At 40.4% G+C, this 17,103-nt stretch carries 12 protein-coding genes; 9 read left to right on the top strand and 3 right to left on the bottom strand.

Going from position 1 to position 17,103, the window contains the following annotated elements; all coding sequences use genetic code 11:
* Window positions 1–197 precede the first annotated feature (197 nt).
* Genes AC6F8J_RS02115 through AC6F8J_RS02105 form a run of 3 tightly spaced genes read left to right on the top strand, consistent with a single transcriptional unit; the run spans window position 198 to window position 5,746 of the window.
* Window positions 198–1,022 (top strand): ZIP family metal transporter, encoded by an 825-nt coding sequence (locus AC6F8J_RS02115; protein ID WP_500720588.1) that lies wholly within the window; start codon window positions 198–200, stop codon window positions 1,020–1,022.
* Window positions 1,023–1,073: 51 nt separating this feature from the next.
* On the top strand, window positions 1,074–1,799 hold the full coding sequence (locus tag AC6F8J_RS02110; protein WP_500720587.1) for a GYF domain-containing protein: 726 nt from the start codon (window positions 1,074–1,076) through the stop codon (window positions 1,797–1,799).
* Entirely contained in the window at window positions 1,796–5,746 is a 3,951-nt protein-coding gene (locus AC6F8J_RS02105; protein WP_500720586.1) for a hypothetical protein, read from the top strand. The genes AC6F8J_RS02110 and AC6F8J_RS02105 overlap by 4 nt, the downstream gene beginning before the upstream one ends.
* Window positions 5,747–6,144: 398 nt before the next feature.
* Here the strand turns inward: AC6F8J_RS02105 and metH are convergent, their stop codons facing one another.
* Complete coding sequence (gene metH / locus AC6F8J_RS02100; RefSeq protein ID WP_500720585.1) at window positions 6,145–9,789, bottom strand: methionine synthase; 3,645 nt, start codon at window positions 9,787–9,789, stop codon at window positions 6,145–6,147.
* Between the two features lie 106 nt (window positions 9,790–9,895).
* The gene (locus AC6F8J_RS02095; RefSeq protein ID WP_500720584.1) at window positions 9,896–11,080 is read right to left on the bottom strand and encodes an HD domain-containing phosphohydrolase; all 1,185 of its coding nucleotides are present in this window, start codon (window positions 11,078–11,080) and stop codon (window positions 9,896–9,898) included.
* Between the two features lie 275 nt (window positions 11,081–11,355).
* Between AC6F8J_RS02095 and AC6F8J_RS02090 the strand changes: the two genes are divergently transcribed.
* From AC6F8J_RS02090 to AC6F8J_RS02070, 5 genes are all read left to right on the top strand, one after another.
* Window positions 11,356–12,579, top strand: coding sequence for a patatin-like phospholipase family protein (locus AC6F8J_RS02090; RefSeq protein WP_500720583.1), 1,224 nt, complete (start codon window positions 11,356–11,358; stop codon window positions 12,577–12,579).
* A 472-nt stretch (window positions 12,580–13,051) separates the two neighbouring features.
* Complete coding sequence (locus tag AC6F8J_RS02085) at window positions 13,052–13,393, top strand: hypothetical protein (RefSeq protein WP_500720589.1); 342 nt, start codon at window positions 13,052–13,054, stop codon at window positions 13,391–13,393.
* 4 nt (window positions 13,394–13,397) lie between these two features.
* Entirely contained in the window at window positions 13,398–14,120 is a 723-nt protein-coding gene (locus AC6F8J_RS02080) for a cyclic nucleotide-binding domain-containing protein (protein WP_500720582.1), read from the top strand.
* 238 nt (window positions 14,121–14,358) lie between these two features.
* Window positions 14,359–14,598: a DUF1858 domain-containing protein gene (locus AC6F8J_RS02075; protein WP_500720581.1), complete on the top strand. Its 240-nt coding sequence runs from the start codon at window positions 14,359–14,361 to the stop codon at window positions 14,596–14,598.
* Window positions 14,595–15,824: a DUF438 domain-containing protein gene (locus AC6F8J_RS02070; RefSeq protein WP_500720580.1), complete on the top strand. Its 1,230-nt coding sequence runs from the start codon at window positions 14,595–14,597 to the stop codon at window positions 15,822–15,824. The genes AC6F8J_RS02075 and AC6F8J_RS02070 overlap by 4 nt, the downstream gene beginning before the upstream one ends.
* A 56-nt stretch (window positions 15,825–15,880) precedes the next feature.
* Here AC6F8J_RS02070 and AC6F8J_RS02065 read toward each other — a convergent pair whose 3' ends face one another.
* Entirely contained in the window at window positions 15,881–16,432 is a 552-nt protein-coding gene (locus AC6F8J_RS02065) for a CDP-alcohol phosphatidyltransferase family protein (RefSeq protein ID WP_500720579.1), read from the bottom strand.
* A 429-nt stretch (window positions 16,433–16,861) separates the two neighbouring features.
* On the opposite strand from AC6F8J_RS02065, the gene AC6F8J_RS02060 reads away from it, so the two are divergent.
* The gene (locus AC6F8J_RS02060) at window positions 16,862–17,005 is read left to right on the top strand and encodes a hypothetical protein (RefSeq protein ID WP_500720578.1); all 144 of its coding nucleotides are present in this window, start codon (window positions 16,862–16,864) and stop codon (window positions 17,003–17,005) included.
* Window positions 17,006–17,103: the final 98 nt, after the last annotated feature.

Here is a 17,103-nt window from a genome sequence, read left to right as displayed (position 1 = left end):
TGGTTAAAGGGTCAAAACTAAGTTTCACTAAATTCGCCTACCATATGTAGATTACGTTGATACATTCATAACTACATATGGTAGGTGAAAGTTCAACTATATAGTTTTGACGCCTTAACCATAAAATAGGTGTAACATCATTTAAATACTTGGAACAGAATCAAGATAGAAAAACAGATTGGAAGGGGTTAAGAAATATGATTCTATGGATCGGTCAATTTAATACAATACAACAAGCGCTCATAGCAACTATGTTTACATGGTTTGTTACAGCACTTGGCGCATCACTGGTTTTTTTCTTCAAAACCATCAACAAGATTGTTTTAAACGGTATGCTGGGTTTTGCAGCCGGCGTCATGATTGCAGCCAGTTTTTGGTCCCTACTAGCACCGGCAATCGATATGGCTGAGGAGTTAGGACAAACGCCTTTTGTTACGGTTGCCCTTGGTTTTTTATTTGGCGGTGCTTTCCTTTACGCTGTTGATAAAGTGCTGCCCCATCTTCATTTGGGCTTATCGACCGCAGACGCAGAAGGTATTAAAACAAATTGGCAAAGGAGTGTTTTGCTTGTCTTAGCCATCACACTTCACAACATACCGGAAGGCTTGGCGGTGGGTGTAGCTTTTGGGGCTCTAGCTTCAGGACTTGGCAGCTCTGCAAGCCTAGCTGGGGCCGTAGCACTCGCTATTGGTATCGGATTACAGAACTTTCCTGAAGGTGCGGCAGTGTCGATTCCACTAAGAAGAGAAGGATTTAGTAGAAGGAAAGCATTTCTATATGGTCAGGCTTCAGGCATCGTGGAGCCTATAGCGGGTGTGATTGGTGCTTATACAGTTGTTAAAATACAACATCTGCTGCCTTATGCTTTGGCATTTGCAGCAGGTGCGATGATTTATGTTGTTGTTGAAGAACTTATACCGGAAGCACAAAGAGAAGTCGGTGGCTCAAAAACTGACGTAGCAACCATTGGATGTATGATTGGATTCACGGTGATGATGGTTCTAGATGTTGCACTAGGATAAGATAAGCATGTAAAAATGCATCTATAATATTTAGAAAAAGGGGAATGTGAAATGAAAGAATGGTTTCTTTTTGATCAGGAGAAGCAGGAAGGGCCTTATGAATGGCAGGAGGTCTTAGACATTGTGAAGCACCGGTCTATTACTAAAGGCGCTTTGATTTGGAAGGCGGGGATGGGCCAATGGGTATCCCTTATTGAGTATGTCACCAGCCAAGAGCAAAATATTGTGCCAAAGACAAAACAAGCATCGAGTTCACTGAGAAAAGGTACTCAGTTAGCAAGTCAGGCTATGGCGGTTGCAGGTGGTATGGAACTACCTTGGCAGACCCTTATAGGACAACAAGCACCGGATATGAAACAGACACTTACATTTGTAGCACCAGCTGCCAAAAAGCTGGTCAGAACTTCCATCAAAAGACCGGCTCTATCCTTGGCGATGATCACAATCATGGACCTTATCTTGATGCTCTTAACCGGTGGTCTGGGCAACCTATTTTCAGCATTTCCTAGGTTGGCCTTCGGTTTAGCGGCCTCGGTCTCCGGTCTAATGGGCAAACCGGTTGCCAAAGCGGATTCAGGTCCTAATACTTTGCGTTTAGTGACACTTGTGATGAGCGCATTAACCGTATTGACTCAAGGCGCTTCTGTATACAGTGCCATAGAACTATTGGTGGGTTATGGCTTTGTCGGTATATTGCCTATGTTGGTGACAAGTGCCTCTGCACTACCGGTTGCCTTTAAACTGTTTTGGCATACAGCAAAGGGGGTAAAAGCATGATTGGGTCAAAGCTTAAGTTGAGACGTTTTTTTGCCATACTTTTTTTATGCATGATTTTTACCGGACAACTGGCATGGGCCAATGTCTATGATGCTTCGTATCGTCCGGATATGGAAGGTGATGACTGGTGGTGGCCGGTGACGCATTTTCAGTTACCCTCTCATTGGTGGATCTCAGATGAATTACAAGGCTATAATAAATACAATGATAGTTGGATTTCCTTTGGAGGCTTATACGCCAACTCGGTTATGGGACAGACGGAAGATACTTTTGTTGACCGGGGTTGGGGTGGCAAGGGAGACGTACGAATTAGGTTTGTAGAAGCCACAGATGTGGACCACATCTTTGAATCACCGGATGATTTCTTGGCCAGAGGATTCACGGAGATAACAGACTTATCTTGGTTGATGGCTGCAGAAGCCGAAGACATAGATCAAGTATCTGAAACAACCCTTCATGGTTACAGGGCTTTTTTACTGGAATCTGAGATGTTTGTGGATGATTTTTATAAAGTAAGAATAAAAGAATGGGCCTATTTTTTACCAACAGATGAAGGGGGTATTCTCTTAATTGCTCAGGCTGTCGTCGAGTGGAGAGATACTGAAGGCTTTGATCCAGGCTGGGACAGAGGGGAACATTTTTCTATGGTTATTGGTGAAGTCGAAGCTATTATCGGCTCCCTTACCTTTCGAGGTTCAACGTCAAGTCCAAGTACCAGTCCAAGCAATCAAGATCCGGCACAACCGGCAGATGCCGAAGAAGGTGAGGGCTTACCTTGGGTAACCGTTGTTGGCGGTGCTGTATCCGTAGCGGCTCTAGGCGTTGCCATTGCAGGTATGAAAGTGGGTTCTACATCAGGCGCAAAAGGATCTAAAAACGGTAGGGAGGCCACAGATGACGATCCAAACCGTGTCGTTGGCTATGCTCTAAGTCTTAGCGACAATCAACTTACATTACAAGAAGATGCCGGCACAGCTTTTTCAGCCAGTGTCTATGAAATATATGCGGATGGGCATACCAAGCCTGTTTCAGCTTCGATTAACATATCAACACCTTCCAGTATAGGTGTTCAACCGGCTTCGGGTCTATCACCACTCAGTACAGTCCTATGGCAAGCCACGCAGATGGAAGGTAAGTCGACCATGACGGTCCAAGCCTCATATGGTGATGGTGGCATACAGGCAGTGGTTGAGTTGACCCCTGTGGTAATCCCTAAGTTGGCCGTAACCTTTGAACCCGTTCACAAAAGACACCTCATGACAACAGGAAAAGACCATATCACCCTAGTTGCCAAAGTTATTTGGCCAGATTCGGAATCTTTTAGCCAAAATACGCTACTCAGTGTTAGAGATACCATCAAATTTGCCACGACAGATAAATGGTTAGCCTTATCTTCAGCCGTTGATTGGGAAGATGGCAAAGCCATAAACGTCGTGGCTTCCAGTCCGGACCCAACAAGACAAGTAGCACCGCCGGACCAAGCCTTCCTTAAAGTGACCGCCCAAGTTGAAGGTAAGTTGCTCTCTCAGACAGTAGGTATTGAGATTGCCCCATTGCCAATATTTGAGCTTTCGAGTGACCAGGTACATTTTGACCTGGTGGGTGAACAAGATATGAGAGTTCGAGGGTGGATAGAAAGAGGTCTAGATGTGAACTGGCAATTCAGTCATTTTTGGCGTCAAGGTCATCGACCCCTTGCAGAGGTGGTCATAGAACCGGAAAGTGGCCATAGCTTCCATGTTAGACTCACCGGCTTGCCACTAGAAGACTTAGATCCCACCAGACCTTTACTGGTCTCTACCTTGAGACTGGTAGCAAGCTCTCAAGAATATGGGGATATTGAAAGACACTTAGAAATCATGGTTGCCAGGGAAGGCCTATTTATTGATGCCATCGGTCAAGATCCCCTAGATAATACATTTCACGTGGATGCTACGGGACAAGGTAAGACCACCCGCATTGATGTACGCGTTTATGTAAGAGACGAAGCAGGCAAGATACAACTCTCCACATCTTTATCAGAAGGGGTTTGCTGGGAACCTTATGGCGAAGACCCATCACCGGGATTAACTGCTTTGAGATTTCCTGAGTTTACGTGTCAGCCCGTTGGACTTAGGTCGTTGGCACAACCATCAGCCACTTTTGAGATGAAGTTAGTCCGTAAGTTACCAACATCCGGCGAACCGATAAGTGCCTATCTTCGGGCTTATGTGCCGGACTTAGATGAAGATCTATACGCTAAGATTGTACCCCTTAGTCTGTTTGGTGTGAACCTAGCGCCTTTTTCAGATGCTTGGTTGGCAGAAAAAGAAGCTTGCTTAACCATGATTCACGACTTTGCACCTAAAGACATGAAAGAAAGGTTGTTTAATCTGCTAGCAGAGAAAGGGCCAACCATGGGTGTGGATGGTCTTTACGAACTTAGAACAAGAATCTGGCGTCTTTCAGAGAATGCCTATAGAAAAGAAGCCGCAGATTGGATGGATTATGCTTGGACCATACAACAGATTGAAGATACCCTAGACTGGGTTTCTTGGTGTGGTGACATTGCTTTTTCAGTTGCCAGCGGTCGAATTACAGGTACAGCAGCCGGTATCGCCATTGGCATGCTAAAGCCGGTTCTGGTATCGGCCATCACCGCCTATGTAGAAGGCAAATCCATGGAGGAATGGGCTTACGAACAATTAGGTATGGTCCTGTCAGTTATAGAAGGCCAGTGGACCGATCCGGACTTTCTCCAGAAAATCAGCGGTACAAGTAAGGCTAAGATATGGGCAGCCTTTATTGCTTATACGTTTATTAAGAACTGGGCCATGGACCCACAACATAGCATAGTAAAAGCCATGGAAGATACGGCTCGGATCTTAAGGGATCAAGCCTTAATCAGCTTCTTACGAAAGGTAGCCGGCACATCACCCCAGGCAGTAGAAAAGCATAAGGTTGTCAAAAAAGTCAAAAAAGTCAAATTAGCGCCTGAGTTTGAAGGACTTGACCCAGAAACACGCGCCGATAAGATGGCTAAGAAGATTCAAGAAAAGTTAGGAAAAGATAAGATAGCAAAAGACAATACAGGCAAGCCTAAGATTGATGTGGAAACCATGGAAAAAATCATGCGGGATCCGGATGGTGCAAGGATCCTTAAGAAAACCAACCCGGAAGCTTGGGAAGCCTATCATAATACTAGAAAAGATGTCTATAAGAACCATGATGACGCCCTCACGGACTGGGTTAAAAAGCATGTACCCGACATGGAAAACGAGAACATCGAAGTGCGTAACGTTGGTACGGACGATGGTATCGATAGGGACTATAGGGTAGGCATGGTTAAGAAAGACCCCATAACCGGTGGGGAGGTCTTTGTTGAGATACCCAAAGAGAAATGGCAGAAGAAATCCGGTCAGCTTTTCTCAGAGCAAGTGGGTGGACCGACAGATCCGGCAGGTGCCCTAGAATTTGCTCAGAAGCACCAGCAACTCGGAACTGACGGCTACCATGCTGAAGCGGCAATTGATATGGCAGATCAGACCTTGGTCAAAGACCCTGCGACAGGTAAATGGGTTAAGACACAAAAAATCTCCAACGTGGATTTGGTCAAAGACGGAAAACGCATACTGGATGATCCTAGTGGACTGGGAAAAACCTATGAAACGAAAGTCGCCAATGCCTACTATACCGATAATAAGTTAGACGCCTATACCCAAGCAGCCAAGGCAAAACACACTTTAGAAGGTGTGCAAGAGGGCTATATCAAACAAGATTATAAAGTTAAAAAACCACCACTAGAGATTCAAAAAGGCCTAGACATCATCGATAAAGTGGCCAAAGGTCAATTAAAACCGGATGCAGCCGATGCTGCTCTACGGGAGGCCGGTCTTGGCAATGACCTACCAGGCTTTATGGAAAAAGTATCCGGTCAGTTTGCCGGACTGAAATTGGCGAAGAAGTAATCAACCTAAAAGAACACATAAAAGACACCATTTATACTTCAATATGACACATCCATATCATATAGTTAACTTACAAGTTAATATATTATATCCCCTCTCATTATAGCCAAGAAAAAAGAGAAGCACTTTTGCCTCTCTTTTTTCTTGTCCTCTTTGGGTCAATATAACAACATCTTTCATGAAGTTCCTGGAGTAAGAAAAGAGGCTTTGCCTCGGTATGAGCTTTGCTCATATTTCTGAACACTTCATAGGAAAGTTACCTTGACGCATCATGTCAATCTTCAAGACATGATGCAAAAATAAAATAACTTTCCTATGAAACATTGTGTTATTACAGTCTGTGGAAGGGTTTTCATGGGACCCTATTTTAACCACTATCTCTTAAAGCTTTAACCCTCTCAATACTTAATCCGAGTCCGAATCTGCTTCTGGGCCTCCTCTTTAGAAACACCCTTCCTCCTAGCATAATCCATAACTTGATCTTCACCAATATGATACAAATCAAAATAATAACTGTCCTTGTGAGCCAGATATAAACCACAAACACTGGCCCCCGGTATCATCATATAGTTCTCTGATAAAGTCATCCCTATACGATCTTCCACATTCATCATCTCAAAGAAAGTTTTTTTCTCAGAATGATCAATAAGAGAAGGGTAACCAAAAGCGGGACGAATCCCTCTGTATTTAGCCCTTAACAAATCATCAAGCGGTAGGTCTTCATCAGGTGCATAACTCCAATAACTTTTTCGCACATCCTCATGAAGCTTCTCGGCAAAAGCTTCTGCAAGTCGATCGGCTAAGATCTTAATCATAAGACTCTTGTAATCATCGTGTTCAGCCTCATAAGTAGCTAACATATCTTCAATGCCAATGCCGGCAGTAACCGCAAAAGCACCAACATAATCTTTAAGACCACTGTCTTTAGAAGCAACAAAATCACATAAAGACACATAATCAGAATCCTTTTTCTGTTGACGGTACATAGGATAGGTAACAAGACCTTGGTCCGTCTTTAGAACCAGATCATCATTATCCTCATAAGCTTCGTAGAAACCAAGAAGACCTTTACAGGTCAAGGACCGATTCTTACTTAGATCAGCCAACATATCATGGGCATCCTTATAAAGCTTAACAGCTTCAGGACCGATAATCGGATCGTCTAAAATCTCAGGATATTTTTTCTTCATTTCCCAAGCCATAAAGAAGAAAGTCCAATCGATATAGGGTAGTAAAGCATCGATACTGGTTTCAATAACTTTTTCACCTAGAAAAGTTGGCTTGACAATTGCACCCTCACCAAAATCATAGTTAGGCTTTAAAGAACGTGCGGTTTCAAGATTAACAAGTGGTGATATGTTTTTACCAGATAAATCTTCTATCCGTTTATACTCTTTATAAACATCGGCAACAAAATCAGCCTTTTTATCTTCATTCTGTAAGGCTTTGGCAGCTTCTACACCTTTGGTAGCATCTTGCGCATAGATAATCGGATAATCATAAGCCGGACAGATTTTTAGAGCTGTATGAAGTCGACTGGTAGTAGCACCGCCAATAAGAAGAGGTATGGTCATACCAGCGTCCTTCATCATGGAAGCCATCGTAACCATCTCATCTAAGGAAGGGGTGATAAGACCACTTAAGCCAATCATATCCACCTTTTCTTTTTGAGCGGTTTCAAGGATTAACTCCGGTGATACCATAATACCCAAGTCAATGATTTCAAAGTTGTTACATTGAAGCACCACACTCACAATATTTTTACCAATATCATGAACATCACCTTTAACCGTAGCCATCAAGATTTTACCGGAGGAATTGGACTTTGAGGTAACATTTTCTGCTTCAATATAAGGAAGCAGATGGGCAACCGCCTTCTTCATAACCCTAGCACTCTTGACCACTTGAGGTAAAAACATCTTACCCTCACCAAAAAGGTCACCCACCTCACTCATACCGGCCATGAGTGGCCCTTCAATGAGGTCGATGGCTGATGGAAAAGAGGATCTTGCCTCTTCTAGGTCCGAAGTAATATAATCAGCAATGCCTTTTACCAACGCTTTTTTAAGTCTAACTTCAACAGCCTCAAGACGCCATGAGTCCTCTTTTACTTCATTTTGACTACTTTTGGCTTGGGCGGTGCTGGCATATTCAATTAAAGCATCTGTAGCGGTATCCGTTTTATTAAAAATAACATCTTCAACTAACTTAAGAAGCTTAGGTTCAATATCATCATAAATCTGAATCAATCCCGGATTTAGAATAGCCATATCTAAACCGACCTTAATGGCATGATAGAGGAAGACTGAATGCATGGCCTCACGAATGGTATCATTGCCTCTAAATGAGAAAGACAGATTACTCAGACCGCCACTGGTCTTGGCATAAGGTAAGTTCTTCTTAATCCATTCGACAGCGTAGATAAAGTCTAGGGCATAATTGTTGTGTTCTTCTATACCTGTGGCAATGGCAAGAATATTGACGTCAAATATAATATTTTCCGGTGGAAAACCAACTTTCTTAGTGAGTAAATCATAGGCACGTTTTGCAATGTCTATTTTACGGGCAAAACTATCGGCTTGACCTTTTTCATCAAAAGCCATTACCACGACTGCGGCACCAAAAGTCTTGATGATCTTCGCCTGATATAAAAATTCTTCTTCACCGTTTTTTAATGAAATAGAATTGACGACCGGTTTGCCCTGAATGGCTTTAAGGCCGGCCAATATAATGGACCATTTTGAAGAGTCAATCATGACAGGAACTTTGGAAATATCCGGCTCAGATCCAATCAGCTTTAAGAAAGTTTCCATTTCCTTTTCACCATCTAAGAGACCGTCATCAAGATTAACATCGATAATCTGTGCACCATTTTCTACCTGTTGTCGGGCAATGGTTAAGGCTTCTTCGTATTGCTTCTCGCGAATCAAACGGGCAAATTTTCTGGAACCTGAGACATTAGTACGCTCGCCTATATTAACAAAATTAATGGCTTTTGTAATATGCAGTGGCTCTAAGCCGGCCAAGGTCGTCTGTGGAATCAATGGATTTGGTTTATGGGGCACACCTTTTTTTACTGTACTTGCGATGGCCCTAATGTGTTCAAAAGTTGTACCGCAACAACCACCTACAATATTGACATGACCATTTTGAATCAGTTCTAAAAGAAGTGTGGCGGTTTCTTCCGGCAACTCATCATATTCACCCAGTTCATTTGGAAGACCTGCATTGGGGTAGACACTAATAGGCAAATCGGTCAAGTGACTGATCTCTTTAACATATGGAATTAAGCCCTTAGCACCGAAAGCGCAATTTAGACCGATGCAAAAAACATGGTCATTTTTCATGGATTCAACAAAAGCTGCCAGCGTTTGGCCGGACAGAGTACGACCGCTTTTATCGGTTACGGTTCCGGAGATCATGATGGGTAAGCGGATATCTTTTTTCTGATAAACGGTTTCACAGGCGATGATGGCAGCTCTGGCATTGAGACTGTCAAAAATAGTTTCAATCAGTAAAAAATCTACACCTCCATCGATAAGTCCTTCAATTTGAAAGACATAGTTATCATGTACATCTTCAAAAGTGACGGCTCTATAACCTGGATTCTCAACATCCGGTGAAATAGAAAGGGTCTTGTTGGTCGGTCCGATGGCACCAGCAACAAAACGTGGTTGATCAGGCGTTAACTCGGTAAACCGATCAACACATTTTCTGGCTATCTTAGCAGCCTCTCTATTTATTTCATAGACATAATCTTGGGTATCGTAATCCGCTTGAGAAAGACCGGTTGCATTGAAGGTATCTGTTTCTATGATATCTGCACCGGCTTCAAGAAATTGGTTATGTATGGTTTCGATGATTTTTGGATTGGTTAAAACGAGAATGTCGTTGTTGCCTTTAAGAGAAGAAGGGTGATCTTTAAAACGCGTACCTCTAAAATCAGCTTCATTGAGTTTAAAGCCTTGTATACTGGTGCCCATGGCACCGTCGAGTATGAGAATTCTGGATTTTAATATATTGATAAGTTGATCTTTATTCATAGTGAGGCTCCTCATTCTTGATGCAATCTGGGGTTTGATTGATAGCATTATACCACGGACTTTAACACGGTGCAAGATGAGAGGCATGGTTGGAGTTTAATCAAGTCTATAGAATACTGGAAGCGTACTTTTCTTTTTCCTCTACTGTCATTTGGTAGAAGGCGTTCTGATCAATCGTAGCTCTAAAATCTTTGGCAAAATCAGAAGGGTTCCAGGTATCGATAATAAACAAGGTGAAGTGTTTGGTTAAATCAACCTCTTGGACATCAATATTGCCTTTCTTAACATTAAAGTCAATAATCTGTACATTCGGCCTTGTAGGGTTTTGGTGTCTATATAAAGACACGATGCCGATTCTGCCATCGGACAATAAAACACCCTGTCCGGTAGGAAAGATGCAGATGGTACTTGTCATCTGACGGTAAACCTCAGGGTCGATTTTATAAACGGCATCCTTCATGAGAATCTCAAGAGCCGTATGTATAGGCATTTTTTTTCGGTAGGTTCGGTTGGAGGTCATGGCATCGTACATGTCACATACAGTGATGAGTCTTATGTACAAGGGGATTTCCATACCTACTAATCCGAAAGGATAGCCGGTACCATCCATTTTTTCATGATGGTAGCGGATGATTTGCTTAACAGAATAAGGCAAAGTTTCGATGTCTTTGATCATCTGATAGCCATACTCAGGGTGCATTTTCATTTCTTTTTTCTCGAATTCAGTCAGTTCTGCTGGCTTACAAACTAAGTTAACTACTTTGGCCTTACCAATATCATGAAGGAGAGCACCTAAAGCTATATCTTTAATTTCTTTCTCATTGTAGTGCATGGATTTAGCTGTTAATATACTTAAGATTGCGACATTCACACTATGTCTATAAGTATAGTCATCTGAATTCATAAGTTCTGTTACTGTATATAGAAGCTTTTCAGAAGTATAAAGGGTTGCCATTAGAGACTCAACAACATTTACCACTAAATCAATGTGTTCGTTAGGTATGGCTGGATTCAAACCTGTTTTTTCATTATGAATCATATCTACAAAAACGGTTTGAACTGCCTCGACAGATGTTTTTATATCTTCTTTACTAACAAGGTCATTTGGCTTTAGAGAATGAGACAGTTGATCGAGGGTTCTGAAATAATTACCATTATGCTTCTTAAGCTTTGATAAAAGCTCATAACTAATAATGGCACCTTTACTGATTAGAAGGTGACCCTCATCATTATAAACGGAATCTGTAATTGTCTCACCTAGCCCGAGGTCATGCAGTGTGTAATCATCCATAAGTTTTGCTCCAATGATGATATGAGTTTAGTAGTCTTACTTATAAAGCCATTGCACCATGCAACGGATAGTTGCTTGTGCCTATATTGTACCACTAAGTAGAATGAGAATACAATTCGAATCGTTGAAATAAGCCAATATTTCTCATATTTCATACATATTATCGGTTCAAACGTATAAAAAATGAACACCTAAAAGAAAAAACGTCAATTTTTTTTTAATTTCCTAGGATGTTGACTATGATATAATGAGAATAAGTATTTAAGGAGGTGTTTATGGTGGTGGGTATGGTTTTAGAAGGTGGCGGTGCAAAAGGCGGTTATCAGATTGGTGTCTGGAAAGCGCTGAGAGAATTGGAAATTAAAATTGGTTGCGTGACAGGCACATCCATAGGTGCCATTAACGGTGCCTTCATTGTTCAAGATAAGTTCGATGAGGCATATAAATTGTGGTACAATGTGGATCCACGTTTGGTGATTAAAGATGATCCGGAGATTTACAAACAGTTGATAAACCGTGACATAGATATTAAAAATATCCAGATGTATTTTGAATATGTAAAAAAAATAGTCAAGCAAAAAGGTCTTGATGTAGAACCTTTGAGAGATCTTATTGAAAAAGAGGTCGATGAAAGACGTATTCGTAGCTCGAATATTGATTTTGGTTTGGTGACGGTTTCACTATCAGATTGGAAGCCTATGGAGCTGTACGTGGATGATATAGAAGAAGGGAAAATCAAAGATTATTTGTTAGCGTCTTCATTTTTACCCGGTTTCAAACCTCAAGTCTTAGATGGAAAGAAGTTCCTAGATGGTGGCTTTTATGATAATTTACCCATCAATATGATGGCGAAAAAGGGTTATAAAGAGATTGTCGCAGTAGAACTTAATGCAATGGCCGTTGTTCAACCTGTTAAGAACAAAGAGCTGGTTATTAGAAGAATCAGGCCTTCAGGGGATGTAGGTAGGTTGTTGGAGTTTGATAAGGAACGTTCTAGGAACAATCTAAAAATGGGATACCTAGATACGATGAAGTCATATGGTAAATGTCAGGGCAGTGCATATTATCTGACGGACATACCTGAAGAATCTGTTTTTTATAATAAGTTGCTTCAAGTGTCCGATGAACAGATTCTATCTATGGGGAAAATCATTGGCTATGAAGCCGGCTATCCTAAAAGAATCATGTTGGAAGTTATTGTATCGGAGTTGTGTGAGATGCTAGGGTTTGACTTGTCCATGACTTATGGGGAAATCGTGCTTGGGGCGTTGGAGTATTTGGCTACAGCAACCAATATAGAGCGTCTAAAAATCTATGATTATGAAACGTTTTTAAGTATGATATTAAGAAGATGTGAGAAAGCACCTCAGAAAACTTTTGACATTGAGTTCATGCCGAGTATATTAAGAAGACAAAGTTTGGTGCAAAAAACCTTCAAAGAAGAACTATTGATGAAATGGTTGGTTATGATGGCCACTCAAGAAAACAGTACATCATAAAGATAATTCATGTTATAGAGGTCGAATACAATCTACATGGTCAATCTTGGTATTATGGACAAGCTTTGAAACGGGTTGCATGGTCTTAACCATATCATTATCTTGGGTCATTATGATCGTGCAAAAGAAAAGTATCTTTGAATGTAGGTTTTTGGGACAAGGTTTCACTTCTGGCATTGAATAATTTGTCACCAATCTTCTTGTTTTTTGACTAGGAAGGTACAAAACCCCATTTCAGATAACCAGCCTGGTTGGAGGCACCATCATTGGGGTACTTGTTGCTTGGGTTCTTAACATACAGATGCCCAATCTGGAAAATGAAATTAGAAATCTTCAGATGGAGGTAGAAGATAGGAATTAAAGTCATACTTGAACAGATCAAAGCATAATTAATGGGTCAGGAAAAGTCTGTATCAACAGAGTTGCTTAAAGAATTAAAAAAGCAATTAGATGAAGGCACAAAAAAGCCTATATCTATTATAATAACTATATTTTTAAAGACCATTGTTATTTTATCAAGTATTTTCAAATGCGAAGAGAACAGTATCGTGTGCTTAGACATATGAATGAGCTTTTCCATGAGACGCTTATAAGAGTTAAAGAAGCCTTACCCATCGCCTTGAAAGCCATAAAAAATTACTATAAAGCATCTGAATTACCTAGTATAAGGGCAGAATTCGAATATAGAGCGACATCAGTGCAATATTTGAACGTCTTAGAACGCTTTATTGAGATAATCTCCAGATTTATGGTGGACTATGGCGAGATTGTTTATTGTCATTATGCAAATAGACCAATTAACGGAAGGATGTGATTAAATGCAAGTCACCCGTCAATGTAAACACTGTCAACATAAACTTTGCGCCAAACGTGTTCCAATTTTTAGTACGATGTCGACGGAAGAGATTAATGAGATCACAGACTTGATAATCCGAAAAAGCTATACCAAAGATGAAGCTATTATAACAGAAGGAGAGACGATTGACCGTCTAATTATCATTAATTCAGGGAAGGCTAAAGGCTGTAAATACAGCATAGATGGTAAAGAACAAATTCTCTATCTCTATTCGGATGGCGATTTTTTTGGAGAAAGAAATCTACTTACGAATCTTAAAGCAAGTTATAGTATTCTAGCCTTAGAAGCGGTGCATGTGTGTATGATCTTAAAAGCAGATATACGACAACTTATAAAAAAACATCCGGAAATAGGCCTTAAGATCATGGAAGAGTTGACGATAAAATTGGAACGTCTTGAAAATACCATTGAACAAATGGGAACAAGAACTGTGGAAATAAGAGTTATTGGAGCGCTTCTTGAGTTTGCAGAAAAATTTGGGATGGAAAAAGAAACAGGAAGGATGGTAGCATTGCCCCTTAGTCGAGAGGGGATAGCCAGTTATATTGGCGTCACCAGAGAAACAGTGAGCAGGAGTATGAATGCTCTTGATGAAGAAGGCTTGATTAAAATAATTGGCAATAAAAAAGTATTCATTGAAAATATGGCGGCCTTGAAGAACAGATTTAGCGAAACTAAGTTGTGACCTATAGATCAATGGTAAAGTGTCAAAACTAAGTTTCTCTAAATTACATACAACACATAAGTTACATTGATACACTCATAACTATATATTGTATATAAAAGTTCAACTATATAGTTTCGACACATCAATCAATAAATGAAAAAAATGTGCGCTAGCTCACAGTTTTTATTTGAAATAAATGTAAAATGGTTATAGAAAGAAAAGTGAAAATCATAGTCGTATTGAATGAGGTGATTGTATGAATATTGATTTTAACAAAAGCATTTATGAATTATGTAAAGAAGATCCGAAAATTATAGAAATTATGAAGTCTTTGGGCTTTACAGATATAACGAAACCGGCAATGTTAAATACAGTTGGTAAAATGATGACCATTAGCAAAGGTGCCAGAATGAAAAATATGGACATCACAACTATTAAAAAAAGATTTATTGAACAGGGTTATACCATAGGTAAGGATAAGGAGGAAGCAAAATGAGTGAATTTATTGATAACCAATCAAAAAAGCAAGAGGTACTTAAAGGACTGATTAAAAGACTACACGAAGGACAAACCGTAGATGAAGTCAAAGCAGAATTTGCTAAGCATTTTGAACATGTATCGCCTACAGAGATTAGTAATCTTGAAGCGGCTCTTATTCGTGAAGGCATGCCGGTTGAAGAGATACAAAGTCTTTGTGATGTTCATGCAGAGGTATTTAAGGGATCCATTGAAGAGATTCATGCACCAAAGGAAGAGCATCAGATTCCAGGTCATCCGGTAGACACTTTTATAAAAGAAAATAGGGCTATTGAAGCTTTAATAGATAAAAAACTTTTGCCAGTTTTAAGTGCTTATGAGTTTGAACAAAGTCAAGCCAATAAGAATGCCCTGCAAAGTATCTTAAATCAACTGAGACAAATAGATATACATTATGCTCGTAAAGAGAATCTGTTATTCCCTATTATGGAAAAGCATGATATAACGGCACCACCAAAAGTGATGTGGGGTGTGGATGATGAAGTACGCCAAGAACTAAAAGGGATTAGCCTACAGCTTGATGCGGATGAAAATATCAACCACATCATAGACGCCATACATGAGTCGGTTCATAAAATAAAAGAAATGATCTTCAAAGAAGAAAATATACTGTTTCCAATGGTGATTGATACCTTCAGTGAAGAGGAATGGCTAGAAGTCCTTGAAGCTAGTGATGAGTTCGGCTATATAATAGAATCGCCTAAAAAAATATGGCACCCCAATATGGGTAAAGAGACAAAGCCTTTAGAACAGCCTTTTGGCGCACCGGATGTAGACAATAAGCTCATAAAGTTTGATGCAGGTGTACTGATGCCAGAAGAAATCAACGCTATTATGAATACCTTACCGCTGGATGTTACTTTTGTAGATGCCAATGGTTTAGTAAAGTACTTTTCTCAAGGGGAAGAACGTATATTTCCAAGAGCAAAGACCATCATCGGTAGAGAGGTGAGCAATTGCCATCCACCGGCAAGTGTCCATATTGTTGAAAAAATAGTTGAAGATCTAAAAAGTGGCCGAAAAAGTCACGAAGATTTTTGGATAAAAATGGGTGAGCAATTTGTCTATATTCGTTACTATGCTGTACGTAACAGTGAAGGTACTTACTTAGGCGTTCTTGAAGTTACCCAAAACATTAAGCCAATCATGGCGCTTGAAGGAGAAAAGCGTTTGATGACGGACTGATTATTGGCCCAAAATAATAAGACGGTCACTGTTTTTTGGTGGCCGTTTTTTTGTTCTCATAGCTTATTACCCAAATTGGGTTTTATATTCATAAAATAATGTCGAATATAGGAAATGAGTGCGACGAGCTTTAGTAATATGGCGGACCCAATGAGTGAAATACTGACCAAAGAACCTGGATAAAGTATAGTGATAAAAATAGCAAAGGAGAACAGAACAGTTGCAGCCTTACCAAAGTAATTAGAAGCCATGACCGTGCTCTCTTTTCTAAAGTACATGTAGATTCCGGTGATGATCATGGTTAACTCCTTGAAAACGACGATGAGTGTCAACCAGACAGGGATGGCTTCATCAATGGCCAAACAAGTAATGGCCATCAGTTGCATTAGTTTATCGGCAAGTGGGTCCAGGACAGTACCAATCTTGGTAATTAAATTATAGTGCCTTGCCAAAAACCCATCAAGAACATCGGTAACACCGGCTAAAACAAAAATGCCAAGAGCCAGATAATGGGCGTTTGGCAGATTCGAAAAATAAACATAGGCAAATAGAGGTACCATGCCGATTCGTAGAGTCGAGAGTATGTTAGGTATGTGCTTAAGCATCATTCTTACCTCCATAGTAGATCGATTATAGAAAAGGTCCTATAAAAACAGTATAGCTTAAGGGTTCGAACTTGTAAATTGTTTGTGCATTATAACCCGTGCAAAACTGTTCCGGCAGGAAGAATTTTCTTGATAGTTAGATAGCATAGACTTTCCGAGAAAATGAAAAATGCAGATATAGTTGCTTACAAATCTGAAGTAGGGCTTACTGAAGCGATTATCCGGGATATATCCAGAGAAAAAAAGCAAAATGGATGACATTGTCACATATGTTAGGCCTAAGCTAGATATGAAAGCATCTTGGGATGATGTGCCAGAAGATATTAAGAACACCTTTGATCGATTGGCATACACATAGCGGAACGTGAATCTCTAGCCGGGGTAGGGGCTCAATATGAGTCGGAAGTGGTTTAACATAGTATACAAGACAACTTGTTAAAGCAAAGTGTCATTTATACAGATATGGAAACGGCACTTAGAGAGCATGAGGACATCGTTGAAGCCTATTTTATAAACTTGGTAAGAGCGCATGACCATAAATTTGCTGCCTTACACAGCACAAGACTGTCCTCTTAAGGAGTATTGGGCACGTTCAAAGATGAAGTACATCACATTCCTCCCCTGTGATAGACAGTTGACAGAAAGGTTAGGTAAGAGTATAATAAAAGCCCCCC

This window comes from Petrocella sp. (genome assembly GCF_059865615.1).
The sequence above is the reverse complement of the archived record's forward strand: the minus strand, read 5'-3'. Positions and strand labels throughout refer to the sequence as shown.

What these genes read in the sequence shown, in the direction of transcription:
- AC6F8J_RS02080 (WP_500720582.1), top strand. Translation starts at nt 13,398, where the DNA reads ATGCAAGTCACCCGTCAATGTAAACACTGTCAACATAAACTTTGCGCC.
- AC6F8J_RS02065 (WP_500720579.1), bottom strand. Translation starts at nt 16,432, where the DNA reads ATGATGCTTAAGCACATACCTAACATACTCTCGACTCTACGAATCGGC.
- AC6F8J_RS02075 (WP_500720581.1), top strand. Translation starts at nt 14,359, where the DNA reads ATGAATATTGATTTTAACAAAAGCATTTATGAATTATGTAAAGAAGAT.
- AC6F8J_RS02115 (WP_500720588.1), top strand. Translation starts at nt 198, where the DNA reads ATGATTCTATGGATCGGTCAATTTAATACAATACAACAAGCGCTCATA.
- AC6F8J_RS02105 (WP_500720586.1), top strand. Translation starts at nt 1,796, where the DNA reads ATGATTGGGTCAAAGCTTAAGTTGAGACGTTTTTTTGCCATACTTTTT.
- AC6F8J_RS02110 (WP_500720587.1), top strand. Translation starts at nt 1,074, where the DNA reads ATGAAAGAATGGTTTCTTTTTGATCAGGAGAAGCAGGAAGGGCCTTAT.
- AC6F8J_RS02070 (WP_500720580.1), top strand. Translation starts at nt 14,595, where the DNA reads ATGAGTGAATTTATTGATAACCAATCAAAAAAGCAAGAGGTACTTAAA.
- AC6F8J_RS02095 (WP_500720584.1), bottom strand. Translation starts at nt 11,080, where the DNA reads ATGGATGATTACACACTGCATGACCTCGGGCTAGGTGAGACAATTACA.
- AC6F8J_RS02090 (WP_500720583.1), top strand. Translation starts at nt 11,356, where the DNA reads ATGGTGGTGGGTATGGTTTTAGAAGGTGGCGGTGCAAAAGGCGGTTAT.
- metH (WP_500720585.1), bottom strand. Translation starts at nt 9,789, where the DNA reads ATGAATAAAGATCAACTTATCAATATATTAAAATCCAGAATTCTCATA.